16 protein-coding genes are annotated in these 23,873 nt (G+C 61.1%); 6 read left to right on the top strand and 10 right to left on the bottom strand.

Annotation, left to right across the window (positions count from 1 at the left end; translation table 11 throughout):
• Nucleotides 1–8 precede the first annotated feature (8 nt).
• Nucleotides 9–866 carry a UDP-2,3-diacylglucosamine diphosphatase gene (locus K3G63_RS21560; protein WP_220616221.1) on the bottom strand — a complete coding sequence of 286 codons (858 nt, stop codon included), beginning with the start codon at nt 864–866 and terminating at the stop codon, nt 9–11.
• Complete coding sequence (locus K3G63_RS21555; RefSeq protein WP_220616220.1) at nt 863–1,051, bottom strand: hypothetical protein; 189 nt, start codon at nt 1,049–1,051, stop codon at nt 863–865. The genes K3G63_RS21560 and K3G63_RS21555 overlap by 4 nt, the downstream gene beginning before the upstream one ends.
• Nucleotides 1,052–1,334: 283 nt before the next feature.
• Here K3G63_RS21555 and K3G63_RS21550 point away from each other — a divergent pair, with 283 nt between their 5' ends.
• The 4 genes from K3G63_RS21550 to K3G63_RS21535 all read left to right on the top strand — a co-directional run bounded on the left by K3G63_RS21550 (nt 1,335) and on the right by K3G63_RS21535 (nt 4,492).
• Complete coding sequence (locus K3G63_RS21550; protein ID WP_220616219.1) at nt 1,335–1,607, top strand: hypothetical protein; 273 nt, start codon at nt 1,335–1,337, stop codon at nt 1,605–1,607.
• A 17-nt stretch (nt 1,608–1,624) separates the two neighbouring features.
• On the top strand, nt 1,625–1,849 hold the full coding sequence (locus K3G63_RS21545) for a hypothetical protein (protein ID WP_220616218.1): 225 nt from the start codon (nt 1,625–1,627) through the stop codon (nt 1,847–1,849).
• A 140-nt stretch (nt 1,850–1,989) separates the two neighbouring features.
• The gene (locus tag K3G63_RS21540; RefSeq protein WP_220616217.1) at nt 1,990–2,463 is read left to right on the top strand and encodes a hypothetical protein; all 474 of its coding nucleotides are present in this window, start codon (nt 1,990–1,992) and stop codon (nt 2,461–2,463) included.
• A 712-nt stretch (nt 2,464–3,175) separates the two neighbouring features.
• Nucleotides 3,176–4,492 (top strand): gluconate:H+ symporter, encoded by a 1,317-nt coding sequence (locus K3G63_RS21535; RefSeq protein WP_220616216.1) that lies wholly within the window; start codon nt 3,176–3,178, stop codon nt 4,490–4,492.
• A gap of 315 nt (nt 4,493–4,807) precedes the next feature.
• Here K3G63_RS21535 and K3G63_RS21530 read toward each other — a convergent pair whose 3' ends face one another.
• The 5 genes from K3G63_RS21530 to nagB form a co-directional block, all read right to left on the bottom strand.
• A complete protein-coding gene (locus K3G63_RS21530) occupies nt 4,808–6,685 on the bottom strand; it encodes a beta-N-acetylhexosaminidase (RefSeq protein ID WP_220616215.1) in 1,878 nt (625 codons plus the stop codon).
• A 345-nt stretch (nt 6,686–7,030) separates the two neighbouring features.
• On the bottom strand, nt 7,031–8,605 hold the full coding sequence (locus K3G63_RS21525) for a SusD/RagB family nutrient-binding outer membrane lipoprotein (protein WP_220616214.1): 1,575 nt from the start codon (nt 8,603–8,605) through the stop codon (nt 7,031–7,033).
• A 36-nt stretch (nt 8,606–8,641) separates the two neighbouring features.
• On the bottom strand, nt 8,642–11,710 hold the full coding sequence (locus tag K3G63_RS21520; RefSeq protein ID WP_220616213.1) for a SusC/RagA family TonB-linked outer membrane protein: 3,069 nt from the start codon (nt 11,708–11,710) through the stop codon (nt 8,642–8,644).
• Between the two features lie 240 nt (nt 11,711–11,950).
• Complete coding sequence (locus K3G63_RS21515; protein ID WP_220616212.1) at nt 11,951–12,886, bottom strand: glycosyl hydrolase family 18 protein; 936 nt, start codon at nt 12,884–12,886, stop codon at nt 11,951–11,953.
• A 91-nt stretch (nt 12,887–12,977) separates the two neighbouring features.
• Nucleotides 12,978–14,894, bottom strand: coding sequence for a glucosamine-6-phosphate deaminase (nagB, locus tag K3G63_RS21510; protein WP_220616211.1), 1,917 nt, complete (start codon nt 14,892–14,894; stop codon nt 12,978–12,980).
• A gap of 614 nt (nt 14,895–15,508) precedes the next feature.
• Between nagB and K3G63_RS21505 the strand changes: the two genes are divergently transcribed.
• Complete coding sequence (locus tag K3G63_RS21505) at nt 15,509–16,582, top strand: LacI family DNA-binding transcriptional regulator (RefSeq protein WP_220616210.1); 1,074 nt, start codon at nt 15,509–15,511, stop codon at nt 16,580–16,582.
• 193 nt (nt 16,583–16,775) lie between these two features.
• The gene (locus K3G63_RS21500; protein WP_220616209.1) at nt 16,776–17,114 is read left to right on the top strand and encodes a Dabb family protein; all 339 of its coding nucleotides are present in this window, start codon (nt 16,776–16,778) and stop codon (nt 17,112–17,114) included.
• Between the two features lie 145 nt (nt 17,115–17,259).
• Here K3G63_RS21500 and K3G63_RS21495 read toward each other — a convergent pair whose 3' ends face one another.
• The 3 genes from K3G63_RS21495 to K3G63_RS21485 all read right to left on the bottom strand — a co-directional run bounded on the left by K3G63_RS21495 (nt 17,260) and on the right by K3G63_RS21485 (nt 23,851).
• Nucleotides 17,260–18,678, bottom strand: a complete 1,419-nt coding sequence (locus K3G63_RS21495) for a glycoside hydrolase family 125 protein (protein WP_220616208.1) — start codon at nt 18,676–18,678, stop codon at nt 17,260–17,262.
• A gap of 151 nt (nt 18,679–18,829) precedes the next feature.
• A complete protein-coding gene (locus K3G63_RS21490; protein ID WP_259404632.1) occupies nt 18,830–21,127 on the bottom strand; it encodes a GH92 family glycosyl hydrolase in 2,298 nt (765 codons plus the stop codon).
• A gap of 75 nt (nt 21,128–21,202) precedes the next feature.
• Complete coding sequence (locus K3G63_RS21485; RefSeq protein WP_220616207.1) at nt 21,203–23,851, bottom strand: glycosyl hydrolase 2 galactose-binding domain-containing protein; 2,649 nt, start codon at nt 23,849–23,851, stop codon at nt 21,203–21,205.
• Nucleotides 23,852–23,873 lie beyond the last annotated feature (22 nt).

Here is a 23,873-nt window from a genome sequence, read left to right as displayed (position 1 = left end):
AAAAAAGCTTAGCGGGATAAATTGAATTCGGCCAGCAGCCCCGCCAGCAGGGCATCATCCGAGTCATCGGGCGCGTCGGGCTCGGGGGGCGGCGGCAACTGCATGGCCGGGTCGAGGGCGTAGTGGTAGAGCTGCCAACCCTGGTTCGCCGTGTACTCCAGGGCCGTCAGGTTTTCTACCCAGTCGCCGGAGTTCAGGTAGCCTACTTCGCCGCGCGGTGTGTTAATAGATTTCAGGGCGGGCTGGTGGATGTGCCCGCAGGCCACGTAGCGGTAGCCGGCATCGGCGGCAATAGTGGCGGCTGTCTGCTCAAAATCTCCAATCAGGCTCACCGCTCCTTTTACCCGGTCTTTCACGGCTTTGGAAAGAGCCACGCGCGGGCGGCCTGCTTTGGCCAGCAGAAAGTTCACTAGGCGGTTAAGCAGAATCAGAGCATCGTAGCCGTGGGCGCCCAGCCGGGCCAGCCAGCGGGCATGGCGCATGGTCACATCGAAGACGTCGCCGTGGAACAGCCAGGTTTTGCCGTGGGGTAGCTCCAGTACCAGCTTGTTGGCAACGGACAGGGCTCCCAGTCGGGTACCGGCAAAGCGGCGCAGCAGCTCATCGTGGTTACCGGTGAGGTAGTGGACGCGGGTGCCTTTGGCCATCAGCCCTACCAAGTGGCGCACCAAGCGCATGTGAGCTGGCGGCCAGTAGTTTTTGCTGAACTGCCAGATATCCACAATGTCGCCGTTGAGCACCAGTACCTTGGGCCGGACGCTGCGCAGGTAGCGCAGCAGCTCGGCGGCGTGGCAGCCGTAAGTGCCCAGGTGCACATCCGAAATAACGACTACCTCTACCCGGCGACGCTTGGGGCCTTTGCTCATAGCGTAGGACGGGGCCAGAAGCGCGGCCGAGCGGGGGTAGGGGGTAGCTCATTCGCCCGGAACGGCGAGCGGAAGGCTTTGGCCAGGTGCAGGCCGTAGAGCACCACGAGCAGTACCTGGAAGAGAAGGTAGCCCAGCCAGCCGGCGCCGTAGCGCAGAAGCGGAATCAGGACAGGAGCATGCATAACGGCAGACCAGTTGCTTCACTGCAAATTTCCAAACCAGGTATGACTCAGGCGTTAAGCAGGCATTATGCTTCTGTTGCATTCAGGCAACAGCAGTTGTTCCCGGGCTCATTATAGCCAGTACCGCATTCGGGTAGCCCAGTGGTGTAGGCAGGGGCCGTACCGGGCATAGCAGGGAATAATGGAAAGATAACACGCTGTTTGGGCCGCAGGGCCGGCGCCCAGGGTAGCTTTGCAGCGCCCACCGCGTCGTGCTGCCAGTGGGTATTCCTTGTTGCTCCCGTTGTCTACCTCCTCTGTCCTTGCTGGTCAGCGGCCCGCTACCAAGCGGTTCCTGACGCTTTCCCCCGCTGCTCAGCAGGCCGTTGTGCAGGCTTTGCGGGAGCAGTTTTCTCCGCAAGGCATGTTTTCGCCGGTTCCCGCCGCCGAATGGCTGCGGCTGCTACGCCTGACCGACCCCCTGATTCAGAGTGTGCAGGGGCCCTGCCCCGAGTATCGGGTGGCAGAGGGCCGCCTGCTGTGGGAACTGCTGGGCCATTACCTAGATGTCACGTAACCCTTATCCGGCTGCCTATGCGTACCATTCTCTTCGAGCGGCATCCGCGGCTTAGTACTGAGCCAGTACGGCCACCCGCACCCGCTGAGCTCACCACCATCCGCCGCCTGCTCAGCATCCGAATTGCGCTGGGAATCAGCGGAGTGCCGGCACCCGACGCAGCCGGCTACCTGCAACTCACGCGCTATAGTGCTGGTCGGGTGGCACTGGCTGATATTCTACCCCTGCTGTCAGTACGCTAGCGGCTGGGCCAGCCATAGCGTTGCCGGGTTACGGCGGCCTTATGGCTGAGCTGCTTTTTTCCACCTTGCGCAACCTTTTACCCTCTCCCGACGGCGGCTACCCTGCGTAGCTCTGGCCAGGGTGCGTTTCCCCATCATCCATGAATTCACAGAAACAAGAGCTTGTTGCGCACCTCCTGCAGCAGCTGGCCCCCCAGCTTGAACAGACGACCCCCGCGGGACAGGCGCCCCCCAAAGCCGTCCTCAAAGCCGTTCAGGAGCTGGCCAGTCAGTTGCTGCGGGCCCAGGCAAAACAGGAAAAGCGTGCGGCGAAGGCACTGAACCCCTCGCCCCGTGAGCTGAAGCAGCGGCTGACGGATGAACTGACCACGGTGCTGACCTCGCATTTCTCGGAGGAGGAATTGTTCCCGCAAGAAAGCACCTTGCTGGCCGAGTCGGCGGAAGAATTAGCCGAGAAGCTCACCCGCCTCCGTCTTAAGCAAACTCGCAAAACTGCCGCTTCCGATTCTGCCGCGCCGCCAGCAGCACCTCCGGATGTTGCTACCCCTACCCCCACGCGCACCCCGCGCCGGGCTGGGCGCAAGACTGCGTTAGCCGCTAACCAGGCGGCCTAACCCTGCCACAGTAAGAAGAATACAAGCACAGACTCCGTAGAATACTAGCGAGGCCTGCGCCCCAGCACGACAAGGACTCCGGTCGGGTTGGCGGTGCCTGAAAGCTTACAGAACCTGGTCAAACAAGCCCCCAGCGGATGCACAGGTACCAGAGTAGGCGTCCTGCCGTACTGGGGCGGGTAGTGAAGCTTCGTGGCTGAGCTAGGTAGCAGTATCTTACTTTGCAGCTGCATACTGCGCTGGGGTGGTGCATGCTGTTGAGGCAGGAGCCGGCCCTGCCATCTGTATCGGTGGGTACCTGAAACGGCCGGTACCAGGCACCGAAAGCCCCAGTAGGAACCGCTGGTTAACGGGGCCACAGGCAGGATAGTGCAGGCCCGGACTCTGCCTGCCGAGCGGCTTACGTGTGCCAGTACCTGGGTAGGGTGTCAGACTGGGGGGCCGTGTAGCCCGTATGTAGCCTGCGGGAGCCGCGGCGCAGGCCCGTAGTGAGTCCTGGCCACTACCCCGGCACCTTCGGGCCAGGGTAGTGGCCAGGTCCGGTTTTTTTTGCAGCTTGGGCCGGCCCTGTTGTTTTAATTCCCGGGAGCGGCCCGCCTCTCGCCCGCGCTGGAGTAGTAAGGCAGCACTGCTCCTAGCTGGCCAGTGAGCGAATCGGGAGCCGCAAGCAGGAAATGTAACCCCGGACAAGGAGAACAGCTACCCCAGATACATGAGCATCCTTCTTCTGCTAACTGCCCTGCTGGTACTGATTGCCTTAATCAGCTGGGCCAAAGTGCATGCATTTCTCGCGTTTCTGCTGGTAAGCATCGGGGTAGGGCTAGTGTTCGGGCTGGCCCCCACGGCCCTGATGCAGGCCGTGTACGTGGGGGTAGGAGACACGCTGGGCGCCGTGCTGCTCGTGATTGTGCTGGGAGCCATGCTGGGCAAGCTGGTAGCGGAAAGCGGGGCGGCCCAGCAAATTGCCTCCGCGCTGATCGGCACGTTTGGCACCCGCTACATTCAGTGGACGCTGATGATGGCGGGCTTTATCATTGGCATTCCGCTATTCTACAATGTGGGCTTTGTGCTACTGATTCCGCTGATTTTCTCCGTGGTGTACCAGTACCGCCTGCCGGCCGTGTACGTGGGCTTGCCCATGCTGGCGGCTTTATCGGTTATGCACGGGTTTCTGCCGCCGCACCCTTCCCCCACGGCGCTGGTGGCCCAGTTTCACGCCAATATGGGCCTTACTTTTCTCTACGGGCTGCTGATTGCCATTCCAGCTATTATTCTGGCCGGGCCTGTGTACGGCCGCACGTTGCGCTCTATCGTATCGGCGCCTTTGCCCGGCTTTGGGGCCGCATTTATCCCGGCAAACAGCTTGCCGGGGAAGCTCAACAGCTTCTGCTCCTCCCTGCTACCCGTGTTCTTGCTGGTCGGGGTGCTGGCTTTGCAGCGGGCAGTACCTCCGGGCGGCCCGTGGCAGCCGGCCCTGGCTTTCCTGGCTGAGCCTTCCGTAGCCCTGCTCTTAGCGGTGGTAGTAGCCACCTGCAGCCTGGGCCTGGCCTTGGGCAAGTCTGTTGCGGCCGTTATGGATACCTACTCGGCGGCGGTAAAGGATGTAGCCCCCATTCTGCTCATTATTGCCGGAGCCGGGGCGTTGAAGCAGGTGCTGGTAGCCAGTGGGGTAAGTGCCGAAATTGCCGTTGCGCTGCAAGCAGTAGGGCTGCCGCCCTTGTTGCTGGGGTGGTTGGTGGCCGCCGGTATTCGCGTGTGCCTGGGCTCGGCTACCATTGCCGGCCTCACCGCCGCCGGCGTGATGCTGCCCACCATGGCCAGCACGCATGCCAACCCCAACCTCATGGTACTCTCCATTGGGGCCGGGAGCCTGCTGCTTTCCCACTTCAACGACACAGGCTTTTGGCTGTTCAAGGAATACTTTAACCTGAGTGTGCGGGATACGCTCCGGTCCTGGACGGTAATGGAAACCATTGTGTCAGTGGTCGGGCTCATCGGGGTGCTGCTGCTGAACTGGGCCCTGGGGTAGCCTCCCGTAAGGCCAAGCACTGATTTCAAGCCAGGAGCTGCTGCACGCGGCAAAATTCTCTTGCCACAATCAGGCTACACGGTACCGCGCGCCCTGACAATGACATAGCACCCACGAGATACGATGCGCCGGCACACAACCAGTTAGCCAAAAGCTTTTGCCACAACAGCTACCGTCCACGCCCTCTCCCGCGCGTATACGAAGGCCCCCTGGCTTCATCAGGACCGTAGTGGCCTCGGGCGCCCCTGCGGCGCCTCATTCATAAGGTGCTGGCAAAGCTCATCGGATTCCACGTGGCTCCCGCTAAGCAGCCCGCTATTTTACCAGCAGCTCGGCGGGCGCACTCTTGCGGCCGTTGGGAGCGATGGTAACGGCGCGCACCGTGAGCTGGCGGTTGCGGGGCACGGCCAGAGGCTTGGTGTACAGCTCGGTAGTTTCGTCGGGCAGCTTGCCATCCAGGGTGTAGCGGATTTGGGCCCCGGGCACCAGGGAGCGGAGTGTGAAGATGGCTTTTTCGCCGGGAGCCGCCAAGCCGGTGCTGTCCAGGCCCAGGGGCTCGGGCACGCGGTAGTTAATTTTCTTGGCATCGAGGCGGGCAAAGTGCTGGCTCATGCGGGGCACAAACGCGGCGTAGCTCTTACGGGCGGCGGGTGTCCAGCCTACCTCCGAAACCGCCAGCAGCCGCGGAAACAGCATATACTCCACCTTTTGGGGGGTAGTGATGTACTCCGTCCACATATTGGCTTGGGGCCCGAGAATGTGCTTTTGCTGCTCCAGGGTCAGCTCTTTGGGCAGGGGGTTGTAGTTGTAGATCCTGTCCAGGGGCAGGTAGCCGCCAATCATCAGCGGCTCATTGGGGCTGTGGGGCTGCGGGTTCTGGCCGTAATCGATGTACAGATTCGTAGTAGGCGTCATTACCACATCGTGGCCCGCCTTGGCTGCCTCAATGCCGCCTTTCTCGCCCCGCCAGCTCATCACGGCCGCGCTGGTGGGAATGCCCCCCTCCAGAATTTCGTCCCAGCCAATGAGCTTTTTGCCCTTGCTGGCCAGAAACTTCTCGATGCGGCGGTTAAACCAGCCCTGCACTTTCTCCACGTCCGTGATGCCCTCCCGCTTCATAATATCCTGCACGGCCGCACTTTCCTTCCAGCGAGTTTTGGGTGCTTCGTCGCCGCCAATATGCACGTAGGGCCCGGGAAACAGGGCACTGACCTCCGTGAGTACATCCTCAAAAAAGCGGAACGTGGGCTCGGTAGGGCACACAATGTCCTCGTTCACGCCCCACATGGTCCAGGTTTCGTAGGGGCCGGGCTTGCAGGCCAGCTCGGGGTAAGCAGCCAGAATAGCTACCGAGTGGCCAGGCATCTCAATTTCGGGCACGATGGTGATGTAGCGCTTTTGAGCGTAGGCCACTACCTCCCGGATTTGCTCCTGGGTGTAAAAGCCGCCGTACGGGGTAGCATCGTACTTGAAATCCTCGGGCTTTTTAAACGTCTGCTGGGCCCCAATCAGGGTTTCCTTGCGGAAAGCGCTGACCTGCGTGAGCTTGGGGTACTTCTTGATTTCAATGCGCCAGCCCTGGTCGTCGGTAAGGTGCCAGTGGAAGGTATTGAGCTTGTAGGCGGCCAGGAAATCAATGTAGCGCTTGATAAACTCCACCGGAAAGAAGTGGCGGCACACGTCCAGCATGGCCCCGCGCCAGCGAAACGCCGGCTCGTCGGCAATGCGCACGTAGGGTACGCTCGTGGTAGCCGCGGACCGCGGAGGCAGCAGTTGCAGCAGGGTTTGGGCCCCGTAGAACAGCCCCGCCCCCCCGGCGGCCGTAATCTGGATGCCGTCGGTGCCAACGGCCAGTTGGTAGCCTTCCGGAGTGGGCCCCGTCCCGGCGGCTGTTACCAGCCTGATCTGGGCGGCTTGGCGGCTGGTGGTGAGGGTAGCGGTTTTGCCCAGGGGCGCCAGCAGGCCCTGCAAGAGGGTGGCCACGTTGCGCTCCTCAGGGCTGCTGGCGTAGATGCTGATTTTCTGGGGTAGGGAATAGGTGCCGGCCGAGGTCTTTACTTCCCGGGGCAAGGGAATCAGGCCCAGCCGCTGGGCCGGCGTTTCTGCCTGCTGCGCCAGCCCAGGCTGACCGGCAAGAAAGATGACCGACGCTACGACGAAAAAACGGGTAGGGAGAGAAAATCGAACGGGCATGAAAGGCTGGGCTAGAAAAGGAAGGTAGGAACGTATTGGGTGAAATAAACGAATAAAGAACGTCCTGTTGAGCGGATCGGCAGCAGCTCTGCCGCTTCGTTGCCCAAGCAAGACGTGTCCTGCTAATCCCCGCGAGCAGCTCTACCTTAGGTTAACCCACCCCTGGGAACCAAGACGGAGAGCTGCCTCGCGGGGCTCAACAGGATGTGTTTTGCTTTATAGACCCTCGACATCAACCAAGTAGGATGCTTGCCTCCGTCGACCTTGGGCTCGACTCCGCTTGGCGGAAGGTTCTTTTTGCACTGAAATACCTTACAACAAGCACGCGGCACGCCTATCGGTTGCTTACTTATCCCACCACACGCGGCCGGTGAGGTTGTCGCCGCCGGGTACGGCGCCGCTGGCGGCGCGGTAGTTATCGGGGTTGCTGGTGATTTCCGAGGTCGGGTACGGGAAGCGGCGCGGAATCTGGCCGTTGGTGGCATTGTTGGGGTAGACTACCGGCGTCAGGACCGGGAAGCCCGTGCGGCGCCAGTTCGACCAGGACTCGTAGAAGTCCAGCATGGTGTTGGTTAGGGCCCAGTATTGCGTGTTGATTTGCTCCAGGCCCCGGCCAGCGTTGTAGGGGTTGGCCGTGAGGTAGGCGCTGGCTTCCGCGGGCGTCACGGTCAGGGCTGGGTCGTACTGGCTGAGGTAGGTCATGGCGGCCGTTACGCCGTTGGTGTAGTGCTGGGTGGCGCTGCCCAGGCCCCAACGCTGGGCTGCCTCCGCCAGCAGCAGCTCCGTCTCGGCGTAGGTCATCACGAACGTGGGGCCGTTGCGCTTAATCATGCCGGGGCTGGGCGAGGAATAGTCGGGGAAGGTGGTGTAGCCCGGAGCCGTGGAAACATCATAGGCAGCCCGCCCGCTGAGGTCCCGGCCGTTGGGCAGGCCTTTTTGCGCGGCAGCCGTCGAAATGGGGGCCGCGTTCTGGGTTTTGCTGGTGGGCGTGAGGTAGAGCTGGGTTACGGCTATCTTCGACAGGCGCGGGTCGTTGTTGGTTTTCAGGTAGTCGATAAAGGTTTTCGACCACTTCACGTAGTAGTGCTCCTGACCACCGTCGCCGAGCAGCACCTGGCTGTTGCGGTTCTGGGTAGCGCGGCCCCCGGCCACGTCATGCGGAACGATGGCGTTATCGGCGTTGCTCTGTAGGGTTTTGCCCTGTACCTGGGTAGCGTAGGTGCGGGCGGTGGCTTCGTTCACCTTGGTCAGGCGCATGGCCAGGCGCAGCAGCACGGAGTTGCCCAGGCGCTGCCACTGCGCGATATTGCCCTTGTAAAATACGTCGCCGGCCGGCGCGTCGGCGGCCGGGTCGAGGGCGGCGGTAGCCTCGCTCACTTCCTTGAGCATATCGGCGTAGATGGCCTCCTGCTTGTCGTACTGAGGCGTAATGATGTTCTGGTAGTAGCCCTGGCCCGCCTGGGTGTAGGGCACGTCGCCGTAGAGGTCGGTGAGGCGCTGCATTACCAGCACGCGCATAATACGGGCTATCTGGTGCAGGTTTTTGTAGGAGCCTTTACCCCGGGTAGACTCCACTAGGTCCGTAACGGGCTTTACCTGCTCGCTGTAGCTTTTTTCCCAGTAGGCGGCCGTGTAGCCCTCGTTGAGCAGGTATTTGTCGCCGCCCCAGTAGCTGATTACCGTGGCCATTCCTTGCATCATGGTGGCGCAGTAAATCAGGTTGCCGCGCCAGGTTTCAAAGGCAAAGTCGGTGCTGCCGGTGTACGTGAGCTGGGTCTGGGTCAGCACGTAGTTCGGATTGAACGAGGCCTGGCTGTAGGTCGTCGGGTTGGTGTTGATGTCGTCGAAGTTGTCGGTGCAGCCGCCGGCCAGCAGCAGAGCGCCCACCAACGCAGTATAGTTAGGAAATAGGCTTTTCATGGAGCTTGACAGTAGAATGAGTGGATGAGGCGGGCCCTAGAACTTCGCGCTCAGGTTGAGGCCGTAGGTGCGGAAGGGCGGCACGCCGCCCAGCTCCAGGCCCTGCGAAAAGGCGTTGTAGCTCCCCTCGGGGTCGATGTTGTCGGCCAGGCGCCGGATGAAAAACAGGTTCCGGGCCACCAAACTCAGGTTTAGCCGCTGGATTTTGCCGCCCAGCAGCGAGTTGCCAAACGAGTAGCCCAGCGTTACCTGCCGCAGCTTAATGAAACCGGCATCCTGCACAAACTGGCTGGAAACGTTGTTGGCCTGGGTGCTGTAGTAGGTGGCCGCATCCAGGTTGCTGGGGCCGAAGGTGCCTTCCCGGTTTACCAGGGTTTGCTTGTGCAGGCCGAAGATGGTAGCGTAGTAATCGGTGGCCGAGAAGATCTTGGCCCCAAACTTCCCATCAATCAGCACGCCCAGGCTCAGGCGCTTGTAGGTGAAGTCGTTGCTCCAGCCGCCGGTCCAGGGGTGGAAGGCGGTGCCGAAGGACGTCAGGTTGCCGCGGGCCGGTACGCCGTTGGTTGTCAGCACAATGTTGCCCTCCGCGTCGCGCTGGTAGTCGTAGGCCAGAATTTGCCCGAACGGCTTACCCACCAGCTGCCCCACGAAGCCCACGCCGGAGCGGGAGGTAGCGTACACCGACTGCTCCTGCCCAGCCGCCAGGGAAAGCACCGTGCTCTTATTGTAGGCCGTGTTAAAGGAGGAAGTCCAGGTGAAGTTGTCCGTGCGCACGGGCGTCACGGTCAGCAGCAGTTCCACGCCCTTGTTTTCCAGCTCGCCCGCATTAAGCACGGCCCCCGAGTAGCCCGAGGTGATGGAGGCGGGCGTGTTTACAATCTCCTTCGAGGATTTCTTCTTGTAGAAAGTTAAATCCACCCGCACCCGGCTGTCAATAAAGGCCAGCTCGGTGCCTACCTCTACCTCCGTAGCTTCCGAGGCTACTAGGCGGCTGTTCGGGATGTTGGGGTCCGAGGGGCCCCCGTAGGGAAAACCCGCCAACGGAATGGAGGACAAAGAGTAGTTCAGCTGCGTCCGGTACGGATCCGTGGCCTGACCTACCCGAGAGTAGCCCGCCCGCACCTTGCCGAAGGACAGGAAATCCGGCTTCCACAGCTCTGAGAATACAAAGGAGCCACTGACAGCTGGGTACGTGGTGCTCAGGTCGTTATCGAGGCCCGGCGTGGCCAGGGTGGAAAACCAGTCGCGCCGTACCGTGGCAGTCAGGAACAGAAACTCCTTATAGGACAAATCCAGCGAACCGTACACTGATTGCACCTCCAGGTCGCTGAATAAGGGTGCCACAGTCCGGGTGCGAGTGTTCCCCAGCGCGTTGATGCCGAATACGGCAAAATCGTCGCCCGAATTACGGAAGCCCTCCAGCTTGGTGCGGCGGTAGCTGGCCCCCAGGTTAGGCGTGAAGCTGAAGGCTTCGCCCACCGTAAAGGTCTTGCCGGCCAGCACGTCGGCGTTGAGGTCGGTGAACTGGGAGGTGATTTCCGTGATGCTGCCCGTGGGCCGGTAGGCTGTGCCCGAGGGCGTTACGTTGGTGATGCGGTCGGTGTAAGAGTCACGCCCCGCCCGCCCCTGCAGAAACAGGCCGTTATCCAGGGTATAGCGCGCCGACAGCGAGGAAATCAGCCGCTCGCGCCGGGTGTCGTTGACAAACTGGTTGGCCGCGAAATAAGGGTTGGTGTTGAAGGGGTTGCCCGTGTTGAAAGTCAGCTCATTGCCATCGGCCCCAGTGCCATTCCCATTCGGGCCTTTCAGGTCGCGCACGTCCAGGCTGGTAGGCAGGAAGGTAACGTTGAAGTTGGCATTGCCGGCCCCGTCGGAGAGGATGGGCCGGTTCTTAGCCTGCTCCAGAATGTAGTTGGCCCGCGCATCAATCACCAGGTGTTTGAAGGGGTCAAACGTGCCTACAAAATTGAACGTCTGACGGTCGAGCCGGGAATTGGGCACCACCGATTTATTGTCGAGGTTGCTGGCCGACAGGCGCACGGAGCCACCCGTGAAGCTTTTGTTAAAGGCCAGCGTGTTGGTAAAGCTGCTACCCGTGCGGTAAAAGTTCTCAATGTTGTTTTTCTGGGCCACGTAGGGCCGCGTTGTGCCATCGAACTGCACCACCTGGGAGCCGTCGAGGCGGGCGCCCCAGCTGGAGTTGCCGGCCTGCGCAGCAATGACGGCCGTAGTAGGCTTGATGTTGTTGGCGCCCTGGCCGTACTCGTACTGCCAGTCGGTGAGGTTGAACACCTGCTGGGCCACGTAGTTGCTGTTGAACTCCAGGCCGTCGTTGCCCTTGGCGCTCTTGGTGGTAATCAGAATAACGCCGGCCTTGGCCCGGTAGCCGTACAGAGCCGAGGCCGCCGCCCCCTTAAGCACCGAAATACTTTCAATATCGTCGGGGTTGAGGTTGGAGATAGGGTCGCCGAAGTCGGGGGCGTTATCGTACTGGCCGCCGCTGTTACCGATGGTAGCGCCCGCGCCGCCGCTGGGCTGGCTTTCCACCGGCACCCCGTTGATGACGTAGAGCGGCTGGTTAGTCTGGTTCAGGCTGGAGGCACCCCGGATGATGACGTTACTCGAGGAGCCCGGCCCGCCCGATGTGGAGTTGACGTTCAGCCCGGCCACTTTGCCTACCAAGGAGTTGGCCACGTTCGTTTCCCGCGCCTGAGTCAGCGACTCGCCCTGCACTTCCGTGACGGAGTAGCCCAGGGCTTTGCGCTCCCGTGCTACCCCCAGGGCCGTTACAACTACCTCATTCAGCACCTGGGCGCTTTCGCGCAAGGTCACGTTGATGACGCGCTGGCCGCCCACGCTCACGGTCTGCGGATCGAAGCCAATGGAGGAGAAAACCAGCGTAGCCGACTCCGCTGCCTCCACCGAGAACCGGCCTTCCGCATCGGTGCTGGTGCCTTGCTGGGCTCCGCGCACGAGCACTGTCACCCCCGGCAGGGCCTGCCCTTTGCCATCGGTTACTTGTCCGGTTACGGGTGCAGTTTGGGCCTGGGCCAGGCCAGGGGCACCCAGCACAAGCAACCAGGTAAGCCTAGTAAATCTTTTCATAAACTGTCGGGTAGAAGGTTGAAAAAAAGCGACAAGGCAAGCAGGCTCCGAAGGCGAAAGAAGGCAGGAGACAGGCAGAGCAAGAGAAGCAGGGCAACGGGAAATGAATCCGGGGGGGGAAAGAGTGGGTAGCGCCGGTCAGGCCCAATAGGTAACTAATCAATAATACGATATAGCAACATAGTAACAATCAGTGCACTACATTGCCACGACGGGCCTTGTACCTAGCTAAGCGCCTTTTTAGCGCCTCTTGGAGGAGCGGCCCGGTTGCTTGGCTAAAGCCTGGGTAATGGCCGTGAGCAGGGAATTGCTACCCGCGGCGTCCTGGGTTAGCTCCCAGATCATGATGCCGCTGGCTTGACGTAGGGCAAGATGGGTTTTGCTGACGATGGTGGGCAGCCCGTTGTAGCCCTCCCCCTGAAACCGGTCGGCCTGCGGGCTGGCGCCCCGGGCCAGCAGCACACGGAACGCTTCCCCACTCGGCTTACCGTAGAAGGGCACGCCCAGCACAGCTTTGCTAGTGGGCAGCCCGCGGCCCTTCCAGTAAGCCAGGGTTTGCTCAGCGGCCGCGTAGGTAGAGTGGTCGGGCGGGGTGTCGTCGTAGGCCATGATGTTGAGGAAATCAACATTCTTAAAAACGCTGGGCAGAATGCCCGGCCCGGCCCAGGTGCCCCCGGCCACGGCTGCCGTCAGCAGCTTGCCCCGGGCGTGCAGCTCTAGGTCGAGCTGCTGCATCAGGGCTGCGTAGCCGGGAGCCGTGGTGGAATCAGGGTGCTCCCAGTCCATATCCACCCCATCCAGTTGGTACTCCTCCACAAAGCGCAGCAGGTTGGTAGTCAGCGCCTGGCGGTAGCTTGGGCGGGCTCCAATAGAGTCGAAAGCGCTGTGGTCCCCGTCGTGCCAGCCCCCTACCGATATCAGCACCCGCACCCGGGCCGCGTGGGCCGCGGCTACCAGCTGCCGCAGCTTCTGGGGGTTGCGGATGGGCTCCAGGCCGCCGGTGGGGGTAGGCTGCACAAAGGCGTAGTTGACGTGGGTAAGCTGGCGCAGCTGGGCGCCGCTGACTTCCCCGCGCCAGGAAGGCACGTAGCCTACCACCCGGAACTGGGCCCAGGCTCCGGCCGGCCCCAGCAGCAGAGCTACCAGTACAAAACGCAGTAAACAGGTTACTTTCATAGGCGTGCCGTTTGCTACCCAAGTGAATACCAGCAGAAGTCACAGGCGCCCGGGGCGGATCTGGGGAGCCTTTCAGGGGCGAAAACGCCGGCTAAAACCGGTAGCGCACGAAGGCCTCAATGGCTTCATACTCCGTCAGGCCCAGCTGGTCGTAGAGCTGGGCTGTAGCGTGGTTCCGGTCTTCGGCCCGCTGCCAGAACTCGCGTTTGTCGTTGCCAGGAAACACGGCGCTATCCTTCTGCGACTGATGCTTGAAGATGGCTTTGCGCTTGCGCAGCAGCTCTTCCGGGCTGATGGGCACGGCCATTTCAATTTCTTCCACGTCCCATTCCTGCCAAGCTCCGCGGTACAGCCAGAGGTAGCAGTCCTCCACCCAGGCTTCGCGGCCCTTTAGCCGGGCCAGGGCCGCGAAGATGGCGTCCAGGCACACCCGGTGGGTGCCGTGCGGGTCGCGCAGGTCGCCGGCCGCAAAAATCTGGTGGGGTCTGATTTGCTGCAGAATATCCACCACGGCCTGGATGTCGGCTTCTCCCAATGGGTTCTTTTTCACCTGGCCCGTTTCATAGAACGGCATGTTCATGAAGTGCACGTTTGGCTCTTTTACCCCGCAAAAGCGGCAGGCGGCCTCGGCTTCCCCCTTGCGAATCAGGGCCTTGATGTTTTGCACCAGCGGGCTGTCTTCCTCCCCCAGCTTTTTACTCCGCAGAAACTCCACCACTTCCGCCCGCTCGCGCCGCATTCGGTCCACGTCGGCGTTCAGCCGAACCGCGAAATCATAGGCAAAATCGGCGTAGCGCCGGGCATCGTCGTCGAACACGGCAATGTTGCCCGAGGTCTGGTAGGCCACGTGCACGTCGTGGCCCTGGTCGACGAGGCGCAGCAGGGTACCGCCCATAGAAATAACGTCGTCATCGGGGTGGGGGCTGAAAATCAGGGAGGTTTTCAGGGCCGGCAAGGCCCGTTCCGGACGCTGGGCATCGTTGGAGTTGGGCTTGCCGCCCGGCCAGCCGGTAATGGTGTGCTGAATGGCGTTGAACACCTTGATGTTCAGGTTGTAGGCATTGCCCGCCTCTACCAATAGGTCACTCAGGCTGCCATCCTTGTAATCCTCATCCGTCAGCTTCAGAATGGGCTTGTGCATTTTCAGGCTCAGCCAGATAACCGCCCGCCGGATCAGGGCGTCGTCCCAGGTGCACATGCCCACCAGCCAGGGCGTCTTGATGCGCGTCAGTTCCAGGGCTGCCCACTGGTCTACGACTACCTGCACGTGGGGGTGCTGCTGCAGAAACGAGGCCGGCACCTCCTCCGACACCCGGCCTTCTACGGTTTGCTGCAAGATCTTGGCCTTGCCTTCACCCCAGGCCATTAGAATGATGCGGCGGGCTTTCATGATGGTGCCTACCCCCATCGTTAGGGCCCGCAGGGGCACGTATTCTTCCTTAATAAAGTCTTTGGCCGCGTCCGTAATTGTCAGCGCATCCAGCTTTACCAGCCGGGTGGTGGAAGTAAGGCCCGAGCCTGGCTCATTGAAGCCGATGTGCCCGGTGCGCCCGATGCCGAGTAGCTGCAAATCCAGCCCGCCCGCGTCCTCAATCTGCTTTTCGTAGGCCTGGCAATACTCCTTTATCCGCTCGATGGGGAGGGTGCCGTCGGGGATGTGCACATTTTCGGGCCGGATATCAATGTGGTTGAACAGCTGCTCGTGCATGAAGTAGACGTAGCTCTGCAGCGCATCCGGCTGAATGGGGTAGTACTCATCCAGGTTAAAGGTGATGACGTTGTGAAAGCTCAGGCCTTCTTCCCGGTGCAGGCGGATCAGCTCCTGGTACACGCCAATCGGCGAGGAGCCCGTGGCCAGGCCCAGAACTGCCGGCTTGCCCTTTTGCTGCTTGCGCCGGATAAGGGCCGCAATTTCGTGGGCAATCTGCACTGCGCCCTCCTGAGCCTGCTCGCAGATAGTGACTGGCAGCTTTTCGTAAGTGGTTTCGGGGTAGCTCAATACTTCCATAGCTGTCTGGCGAAGAGAAACGGTGAAGAAGCAAGAATATGGCGGGGAAACTACGGGCGGCCAACGCACCGGTCGGGGTAAGGAGCAGGGCCGGAACCGGGCTTAAGCAACGCGTGGTGCAACGTGGGGCGGGCACTCTTCTGCCCGTCGCAGGGGCTACTACCGCAATTGAACTTTTCGAATCTTTAGCGGCTATATGTCTTAAACATAGCGGTATACAATTTATAAGTCAAGCTATTTATAATATAAATGTGTGCGCACACGCAAATTCCCTGGCTGCGGTGTGCGCGCGCACGCACGCACCGCAGCCAGGGCTAGGCCCTTAGGTGCTGGCATAACCAGGGCTTAGGACAAATAAAGGATGAAAGTAGACGTATATAGTATGGCCGGGAACCGGACTTCGTGTATATTGAAGTAGCCTAGGGCTCCTGGCAGGTAGGGCCGCAGGCGGCATACTTTCCGGCAGACAACAGCAGCAGGGAGGCCCCGGTGGGCTGGCGGGATGATAGCGCCTGCCCTCGCACCAAGACGCCTGCCGCTGGCTTTCGTATGCCTTGCTGACTTTCGATTTCAGCTCGGGGGTCCCTTCCCCAGGGATGCTAAACACTATCGGTATGGGTAACAAAGCGGTGCGGCTCAAGGATATTGCGCTAAAGGCAAACGTTTCGGTAGGAACCGTTGACCGGGTATTACACAACCGGGGCCGGGTATCGGAGCCGGTGCGCCAGAAGGTGCTGCTCATGATGGAGGAGTTGGCCTACGAGCCGAACCTGATGGCGCGCACCCTCGGGGCCAACCGTAGCTACCAGCTGGCGGCCATCCAGCCCGACCCTACCCTGGACCCGTACTGGCAAGCCCCCTGGGAGGGCATCGAACAGGCCGCGCGGGAGCTAAAGCCTTACAGAGTGACGCTGAGCATGTATCCTTATGACCTGGGCCAGGTAAACTCCTTCCTGGAGCAGGCTGGCCAGGCTACTGCGGCCCGTCCCGACGGCATTTTGATTGCGCCGCTGTTTTACCGGGAGTCCCTGGCCTTTTTTCAGCGCTGGCAGCAGGGGCGTATTCCTTATGTGCTGTTCAACACCCACATTGCCGAGCTGCCCTACCTGAGCTACGTGGGCCAGGACTCCTATCAGAGTGGTTTTCTGGCGGGCAAGCTGGCGCAGCTCGGGCAGGCCGAGGGCGGGACTTTTCTGGTGGCGCATATTGCCGAGGATTTGGCCAACTCCCTCCACGTGACGCAAAAGGAACAAGGTTTCCGGGATTATTTCGCGCAGCGGGCAGCAGAACGCGGGAGCCCAGGCCCGGCGTATAAAGTGCGAAGCATTGCGCTGCCCAGCCCCGCCGAGCCCGCGTTTGCCCGGCAGCTGAACCAGCTGCTGGATGAAGAAGGGCCCCGCCTGAAAGGAATATTTGTGAGCACCTCCAAAGCGTACGAAATTGCCCCCTACCTACAGGCCTATCACCGCGAGGACATCCGGCTGGTAGGCTACGATCTGCTGGAGCGAAATAGGCATTTCCTGCGGGAAGGAATCATTGATTTTCTCATCAATCAGAACCCGAAGCAGCAAGGCTACCGGGGAATTTGCGCCTTGGCTGACCAGCTGATTTTCAAGAAGGAAATTGCCCCGGTTACGTATCTGCCCCTGGACATCATTACCAAGGAAAACCTGCAGTACTACATATAATCATCCGCCTGATTAGCTGCTTTGGCGCTACGCCGGAGCCTGGCTGGCACTGAAAAAGGTAGGCGGGCCAATTCGCCTACACGTAATAGAGGTAAAGGGTAAGGTATAGCCTGCGCGCCTTCAGTGGGGAAACAGGTGCTACGTCTTTCCCTTAAAATAACGAACTAGCTACAACCAACATCAGCCGGAACTTATGAGCGCGCCCTTTTCACCTGAATGCTTTGTGCACCACGTGCTGTTTTACACCCCGGCCAACGCCAGCGCAGAGGAAAAAGCCAGATTACTAGAAGGGCTGACTATGCTCAAAACTATTCCCTCGATTAAGCTGGCGCACATTGGCACGCCCGCTCAGACTACCCGCGACGTTATTGAACGAACGTATACTTACTCCTGGCTGTGCTTCTTCGACAGTGCCGAGGAGGAAGAACGGTATCAGCGGCACCCCACCCACGATGAGTTTCGGAACGCGTATGCTTCGTGCTGGGAGAAAGTTGTAATCTACGACTCCATTGGCCTGAAGGAGGAAAAGTAGCCACCCGAATTAATGGAACGGACTCCCAGGCCGCCCGGGTGCTGACGAAGGGGTGTAGCCTAACGGCTCTGTGTCGTCGTCTACGCAGGCTGTTGGCGGCGCTTGTTGGCGGGCATGCTTGCCGGGCCGGTGCTTTCTGCGTCGCTTACACGAGCAGCTGGGGCTTCTGCTGGTAGATTTTCCAGAGAAATTCGCCGAAGAGGGTGTTGGCCCAGGCAAACCAAGCCCGCGTGAACTTGGTGGGGTCATCCTTGTGAAAGGCTTCGTGCATGTAGCCTGTACCGGCGTGGGTAGCGCGCAGGCTGTGCACGCAGGCCCGAATTTCGGCGTCGCTGGTGCTGGTGAGCCCGCGCATGGTAATGGCAAGGGGCCAGATCATGTCCTGGCCCACGTGGGGGCCCCCAATGCCTTCGGCGGCCCGGCCTGTGAAAAAGAACGGGTTGTTGTCGGACAACAGAAACCGCCGCGTGTTCTGGTAGATGGGGTCGGTGGCCAGTACGGCCCCCAGGTAGGGCAGGGCCAGTAGGCTGGGCACGTTGGCGTCGTCCATCAGCACCTGGCTGCCGAAGCCATCCACTTCGTAGGCGTACAGGCGGCCGTGCTTCGGGTGGTCGACGATGGCGTACTGGCGCAGGGCGGCTTCCACTTCGTCGGCCAGGGCAGTAAGTTCCCGCGCCGTGGTAGCGTCCTGGGTTAGCTGGGTTATCATCTCAGAAGCCTGGCGCAGGCTTACCACGGCAAAAAAGTTGCTGGGCACCAGAAAGGAGTAGAGCGTGGCATCGTCGCTGGGGCGGAAGGCCGAGCAAATCAGGCCCACCGGGCGTACGGGGTAGCCGTAGCCATCCATGGGCTGGGTATCGGTGGCCTTGGCGGTTTCCCGCTGGAACTTGTAGGGCCCCAGGCTGGTTTTGCGCTGCTGCTCGCGGAAGGTTTGCAGCACCATCCGGATGGATTGCTGCCAGGCCGCATCAAATGGGGTAGCGTCGCGGGTGATTTTCCAATAGTGATAGGCCAGCCGGATGGGGTAGCAGAGCGAGTCTATTTCCCACTTCCGCTCGTGCACACCAGGCTGCATGGCGGTCAGGTCCGACTTCCACTCCCCTGCCCTCGTCTCGTCGCCGTAGAACGCATTGGCGTAGGGGTCTTTCAGAATGCAGCGCGTCTGGCGGTTAATGACGCCGGCCACCAGCTGCCGCAGCTCCGCATCCTTCCCGACAAACTGCAGGTAGGGCCACACCTGCGCCGAGGAGTCGCGCAGCCACATGGCGTCAATGTCGCCGGTGATGACGTAGGTATCGGGGCGCCCCTCGCGCAGGGTGTAGGTAACGGTGGTATCCAGGGTGCTGGGAAAGCAGTTGGCAAACAGCCAGCCGAGCTCCGGATCAGGCACCTTTTTTTGGAACTCCTGGATGGCCGCCTCTACGGAGCGGCTCCGAAACCGCCGTTTTACCGCCGCAGGGCGCACCACCGGGAAGCTGGGGCCCGCAGCCAGCAGCGAAGCAGGTTGCAGCAGCGCGCCGCCCGAAAGCAGCGTGAGGCCCTGAAGGAATAGTCGGCGGTTCATAGTGGCGAGGGAATAAGAGGGTAAAGCTTTGATGGGCAAGCTGTCAACGCGTCGTGCAAGGCAACTCGCTGACTGCTACCTGGTTTCTGCAGTTCTGAGGGGTGTCGGGTGAGCTGCGTAACGGCGCTCCGCCTGGCAACTCTCAGCCCCTTTATTGCAGCACCGACTTTGGCCGGTCGGCGGGGGCCACCCCCCAGGTAAGGCTGGGGGTAGCCCCCATGCTGAACGTGAGGGTACCGCCTTGTAGTAGCTGCTGGTGCGTGATGTACGACTTGGAATAGGCCTTGCCGTTCAACGTAACGGCCTGAATGTACTTATTTGTCGAGCTATTATTTCTGGCTTCAATGGTCAGCGTTTTACCGCCGGCTAGCCGGATGGTAGCCTGCTTAACGGCCGGGCTGCCGAACACATAGGCACCGTTGGCCGGGTTCAGGGGGTAGAACCCCAGGGTAGAGAAGACGTGCCACGCCGACATTTGGCCCACGTCTTCGTTGCCGATGATGCCGTCGGGCTTGGCCGTGTAGAAGTTATCGGTGATAAACCGAACCTTGTCGGCAGTCTTCCAGGGCTGGCCCACGTAGCTGAACAGGTAGGTAATGTGGTGGCCGGGCTCGTTGCCGTGGGCGTACATGCCCATCAGGCCCGAAATATCAGGTGAGGCTTCTTCCCCCATGCTTCCCTTCACCAGAAACAGGGAATCCAGCTTCTGGCTAAACCGCTGCTCGCCTCCCAGCAAGCCAATGAGGCCCTCCACATCCTGGGGAACCAGCCACGTGTACTGCCAGGCGTTGCCCTCGGTGAAGTCGCTCTTCATGTGCACGGATTTGAAGGGGTCGAAGGGCGTGCGCCACTCATTTTGTCCCACGCGGCCGCGCATGAAACCCGTCCGCTGGTCAAAGTAATTCACGTAGTTTTTGGCGCGCTGGCTGAAATAGGCGTAGTCCTCGGCCTTGCCCATCTTCCGGGCCATCTGCGCAATGCACCAGTCGTCGATGGCATATTCCAAGCCTTTCGACACGCTTTCTACCTCGCCATTGGCCGGGATAAAGCCTACCTCTTTCACGGCTTTCAGCCCGAACTCGTCGCGCATGGCGGTGGCTTTTACGGCCTCGTAGGCCAGGGCGGCGTCGAAGCCCCGGAAGCCTTTCAGGTAGGCGTCGGCCACCACGGGTACGGCGCTGTAGCCCACCATGCAGTTGGTTTCGTTGCCCATCAGGTGCCATACGGGCAGCTTACCCTGCTGCTGGTAGATGGCCAGCATGGAGCTGACCATATCATTCACCCGCTCGGGCTGCAGAAGGGTGAACAGCGGGTGCGCCGCCCGGTACGTGTCCCAGAGGGAAAAGGTAGTCAGGTTGGTAAAGCCCGGGGAGCGGTGCACCTGCTGGTCGGTGCCGCGGTAGTCGCCGTTGTGGTCGTTAAAGACTGAGGGCGCAATCAGGGTGTGGTACAGAGCCGTGTAGAAGGTTTTCAGGCGGGTTTCATCGGCCTGAATCCGAACTTTCTGCAGCTCCTGGTTCCAGGCGGCATCGGCCTGGGCCACTACCTTATCGAAATTCCAGTGCGGAATTTCAGCGCTGATATTGGCCTGGGCCCCGGCGGTGCTCACGGGGGAAATGCCCACTTTCAGCCTTACTTTTTCCCCCGCCTCGGTTGCAAAAGTAACCACGCCTTTAATTCGGTTGCCAGTGGCGGCGGGGGTCGTGTTGCCCAGCGTATCCAGCACCTGCACGCTGCTGAAGCTGCGAATGGGTTTCGAGAATACGGCCGCAAAGTAGAGGCGCTGATCCACGGCCCAGCCCTTGGAGTTGCGGTAGCCAATGAGGGTAGTGTCGTTGAGCTGCTCGATGTGGGTGTCCGTGGCCAGGTCCCAGCCGATGCCCTGCTGCAAGTCAAAGATCAGGTGCGAAGCGTCGGATTTGGGAAAAGTGTACTGGTGAAAGCCTACCCGCTCGGTGGCGGTCAGCTCGGCCTTAATGTCGTAGCGCTGCAGGCGCACGGCGTAGTAGCCGGGCCGGGCATGTTCTTGCTTGTGCGAGAACAGGGAAACAAAGCCCCGTTCCGGATTCTTTACCCGGCCCTCGGTCACGCGCACCGCCCCGGTGGTCGGCATCACCGTCACGTCGCCCAGGTCGCCGATGCCGGTGCCGCTCAGGTGAGTGTGGGCAAACCCGACGATGGTAGAATCGGAGTAGTGATACCCTGAGCACCAGTCCCAGCCTTCGGTAATATTGACGGGCCCCAGCTGCACGGCCCCAAACGGCACGTTGGCTCCCAGGAACACGTGCCCGTGAAACCCCGTGCCGATGTAGGGGTCTACGTACTGCGTGAGGCTAGCCCCTGGGCTCCTGCTCGCTACCTTCTGGCTGGTGGTGCAAGCAGCCAGGGCGGCGCTACCACACACCAACGCGGTGACAGCACGGATGACTAAACGGTTACTGCGCATCATACGGGGCTTTCGTGAACCAGTAGACAGGGCGGAAAAGATAAGGCTTTCAGGCACGGAAGCTACCGTTGCGGTGGGTTAGTTGGCCAGTACAGGCACCAGGTGCTTCCCCACGTTCCACCCTTCCACCGCCACGACCGGGGCGGGCCCAGCAGTGGTAGGCGGGTAGTCCAGCACCACCGTTTTCCGCTCGCCCGGCAGCACCGACACGTAGTTATCGGAGTAGAACACGGGTAGGATGCGCTTCTGCGTGGTGGGGTTTATCAGGGCCAGGCGGTTGAAGAAGGCCACCGGGCCGCCGGCCGGATTGGTCAGGGTAACTTCAATCTGGTTCTTGCCTACGTGCCGGGCGGCGGCGTGCAGCGCCGTTTTCGGCATGGCTTTCAGGCCCGAGTGCTCCCCCCTGGCGTCGGGCAGCCAGTACAGGTTCTGGCTGATAGGCTGCTTGTTCAGGTCCAGGAGTTGCAGGGAAAGAAACAGGCCTTTTTCCTTCGCCAGCTGCCGCACCGCCGCGCTTACGGGCAGGTATTTTTTCGACATCGACGGGTTGATTTCCACAAGTACCTGCGTGATGCTGGTCTTCTTGCCGGCCATGTCATAGGCATCTACTACCAGCATCATATCCCGTTTCACGTCGAACCCGTTGTTGGTCATCATCACCACGCTGTCGACGGGGTTGTACATGACGTGCAGCGGCTCGCTGCCGGTGCGCAGGCCGTAGAGGCAGGCGTTCGGGTCGAGGTAGTAGTCGTACATCTGGCCGCGCAGGGCAGTCCAGGGGTTCTGGGTTTTCCAGATGATGCTACCCGTGTACCACTCCCACATGTGCGCGCTGAAGCCTTCCATGAGGGCGCGGTACTGGTCGTAGTTTACGAGCTGGGCTTTCAGGCCAAAGTCGCGGGCGTCGCGGGGGGCGCCGTAGGGCAGCAGGTGCTGCTCGTAGCCGATATACTTGTGGTAGTTCCACACCGAATCTACTTGCTCGGCGGGCTTGCCCGGCCCCCCCACGTACTGCGGCGGCACCAGGTTGGCGGCGGGCAGAAAACGCTCCAGCGACTCGTAGTCGCCTACCCCCACCGAGCCTACCTCCGAGTTGAAGGGGTAGGTGCGCTGCGCCCAGAAGCGGCTGAGGGGCTGAATGGTATACGGCCCGTCGCCGCCCCCACCCAGGGTATTCGTCGACATGCTGTCGGAGTTGGAGTACGGAATAAACCAGCGCGTACCATCAAGGGTGGGCAGGATGGAATCTTCCAGCGCGGTGAGAATGTCCCGGGGCGGGGTGATTTCGTTGCCCCCGCACCACATGCCCAGAGAAGCGTGGTTGCGCACCATTTTCACCTGGTCGGCGGCCGACGCCAGGAACAGGCGGTGGTCGGCGGGGTACTGGCGGCGGGTCCACTGGTCGTCCAGCTTCAGGGGGTCTACCCAGCGGCCGTTGGCGTCGCCCGACATCCAGAAGTCCTGCAGCACCAGCAGCCCATACTTGTCGCAGGCCTGGTAAAACTCGGGCCGCTCCACCAGGGCCCCGCCCCACACCCGAATCAGGTTGAGGTTCATGTCGCGGTGGAAGCGGATTTCAGCGTCGTAGCGGGCGGCGGTAAAGCGCAGCATGGCGTCGGAAATAATCCAGTTGCCGCCCTTCATAAAGATTTTCTGCCCGTTGAGCAGCACCTGCATGCTCTGGGTTTTCGCGTTCCACTCCGGCCGGATTTCGCGCACGCCCACCGTCACGTCTTCCGCATCCGATACGGTTTTACCCACCAGGAACTGGAGCTTGGAGGGGTACAAGTGTTGAGCACCATAGCCGTTGGGCCACCACAGCTGGGGGTTGGGGAGGGTTAGCCGGGGTAGCGCCACCAGCTGCGTAGCCCGGGCCGGCAAGGTTACCTTCTGCCTGACGGTTTGGCCAGCAATGGTGTACTGCAGCACGCCCGATACCTTTCTGCCGGTTGGGTTTTCCAGCTCCGCCGTCACGTCGAGGTAGGCCGGATGCTGGGGGCCAGTAGGCCGGCGCACGCCAGGGACCCGGGTTATCACGTGCGGGTTTTTCAGGTTAACCTGCTTGGTTTTCTCAATCATGACCTTGTCCCAGATACCCGTGTTCCGGTCCCGAATGGGCTGAATCCAGTCCCAGCCGGCCACGTACTGGTGCGCCACGTTGCGGGCAATGGTACCGTCGCCGCCCTGCCCGCCGTTGGGGTTACCCACGGGGTCGGGTGGGTACACTATCACGGCCAGGCGGTTGCGGCCGTCGGGGGCCAGGTAGGGCGTGATGTTGTAGGTCTGGCGCAGAAACATGCCGCGGTGGGTTTGCTGGTTAAGCTGCTGCCCATTCAGAAAAACCTCGCAGCTGTAGTTAACGCCCCGCAAGTGCAACCACACTTGGTCAGTGCCCGCGGCGGGAGCCTCCTGGAAATCCTTGACAAACCAGTAGGTATAGTAGCCGGGCCCCGTGTGGAAGATGTCGGGGATGCGGTTGTTGTTCATCCCGAAAAAGGGGTCGGGCACCTGGTTGTTGGCGAGCTGCGTGGTCAGCACCGTACCCGGCACTACGGCAGGCAGCCAGCCGCTCAGTGGGTAGGAAGGGCGCGAGAGGTGCGGCCCGTCGGCCTGCACTTTGGCTATAGGGTGCGCCAGCCAGCCTGCATTTAGCTCGTAGCGTTGCTGCGCCGCCAGCGGGTAGGCTAACCGCAACACTACTAGTACCGCCAGTAGGTGTTTCTTCATTCGACAGAGCTCAGGGAATCAA

Origin of the sequence: Hymenobacter sp. HSC-4F20 (genome assembly GCF_019599275.1) — a bacterium.
GTDB lineage: Bacteria > Bacteroidota > Bacteroidia > Cytophagales > Hymenobacteraceae > Hymenobacter.
This window is presented reverse-complemented; position numbering and strand designations above follow the sequence as displayed.

Bases quoted from the DNA above. Each gene is read 5' to 3' on its own strand.
- K3G63_RS21495 (WP_220616208.1), bottom strand. From the start codon at position 18,678: ATGAACCGCCGACTATTCCTTCAGGGCCTCACGCTGCTTTCGGGCGGC.
- K3G63_RS21485 (WP_220616207.1), bottom strand. From the start codon at position 23,851: ATGAAGAAACACCTACTGGCGGTACTAGTAGTGTTGCGGTTAGCCTAC.
- K3G63_RS21505 (WP_220616210.1), top strand. From the start codon at position 15,509: ATGGGTAACAAAGCGGTGCGGCTCAAGGATATTGCGCTAAAGGCAAAC.
- K3G63_RS21540 (WP_220616217.1), top strand. From the start codon at position 1,990: ATGAATTCACAGAAACAAGAGCTTGTTGCGCACCTCCTGCAGCAGCTG.
- K3G63_RS21530 (WP_220616215.1), bottom strand. From the start codon at position 6,685: ATGCCCGTTCGATTTTCTCTCCCTACCCGTTTTTTCGTCGTAGCGTCG.
- K3G63_RS21500 (WP_220616209.1), top strand. From the start codon at position 16,776: ATGAGCGCGCCCTTTTCACCTGAATGCTTTGTGCACCACGTGCTGTTT.
- K3G63_RS21525 (WP_220616214.1), bottom strand. From the start codon at position 8,605: ATGAAAAGCCTATTTCCTAACTATACTGCGTTGGTGGGCGCTCTGCTG.
- K3G63_RS21560 (WP_220616221.1), bottom strand. From the start codon at position 866: ATGAGCAAAGGCCCCAAGCGTCGCCGGGTAGAGGTAGTCGTTATTTCG.
- K3G63_RS21555 (WP_220616220.1), bottom strand. From the start codon at position 1,051: ATGCATGCTCCTGTCCTGATTCCGCTTCTGCGCTACGGCGCCGGCTGG.
- K3G63_RS21520 (WP_220616213.1), bottom strand. From the start codon at position 11,710: ATGAAAAGATTTACTAGGCTTACCTGGTTGCTTGTGCTGGGTGCCCCT.
- K3G63_RS21490 (WP_259404632.1), bottom strand. From the start codon at position 21,127: ATGATGCGCAGTAACCGTTTAGTCATCCGTGCTGTCACCGCGTTGGTG.
- K3G63_RS21545 (WP_220616218.1), top strand. From the start codon at position 1,625: ATGCGTACCATTCTCTTCGAGCGGCATCCGCGGCTTAGTACTGAGCCA.
- nagB (WP_220616211.1), bottom strand. From the start codon at position 14,894: ATGGAAGTATTGAGCTACCCCGAAACCACTTACGAAAAGCTGCCAGTC.
- K3G63_RS21515 (WP_220616212.1), bottom strand. From the start codon at position 12,886: ATGAAAGTAACCTGTTTACTGCGTTTTGTACTGGTAGCTCTGCTGCTG.
- K3G63_RS21535 (WP_220616216.1), top strand. From the start codon at position 3,176: ATGAGCATCCTTCTTCTGCTAACTGCCCTGCTGGTACTGATTGCCTTA.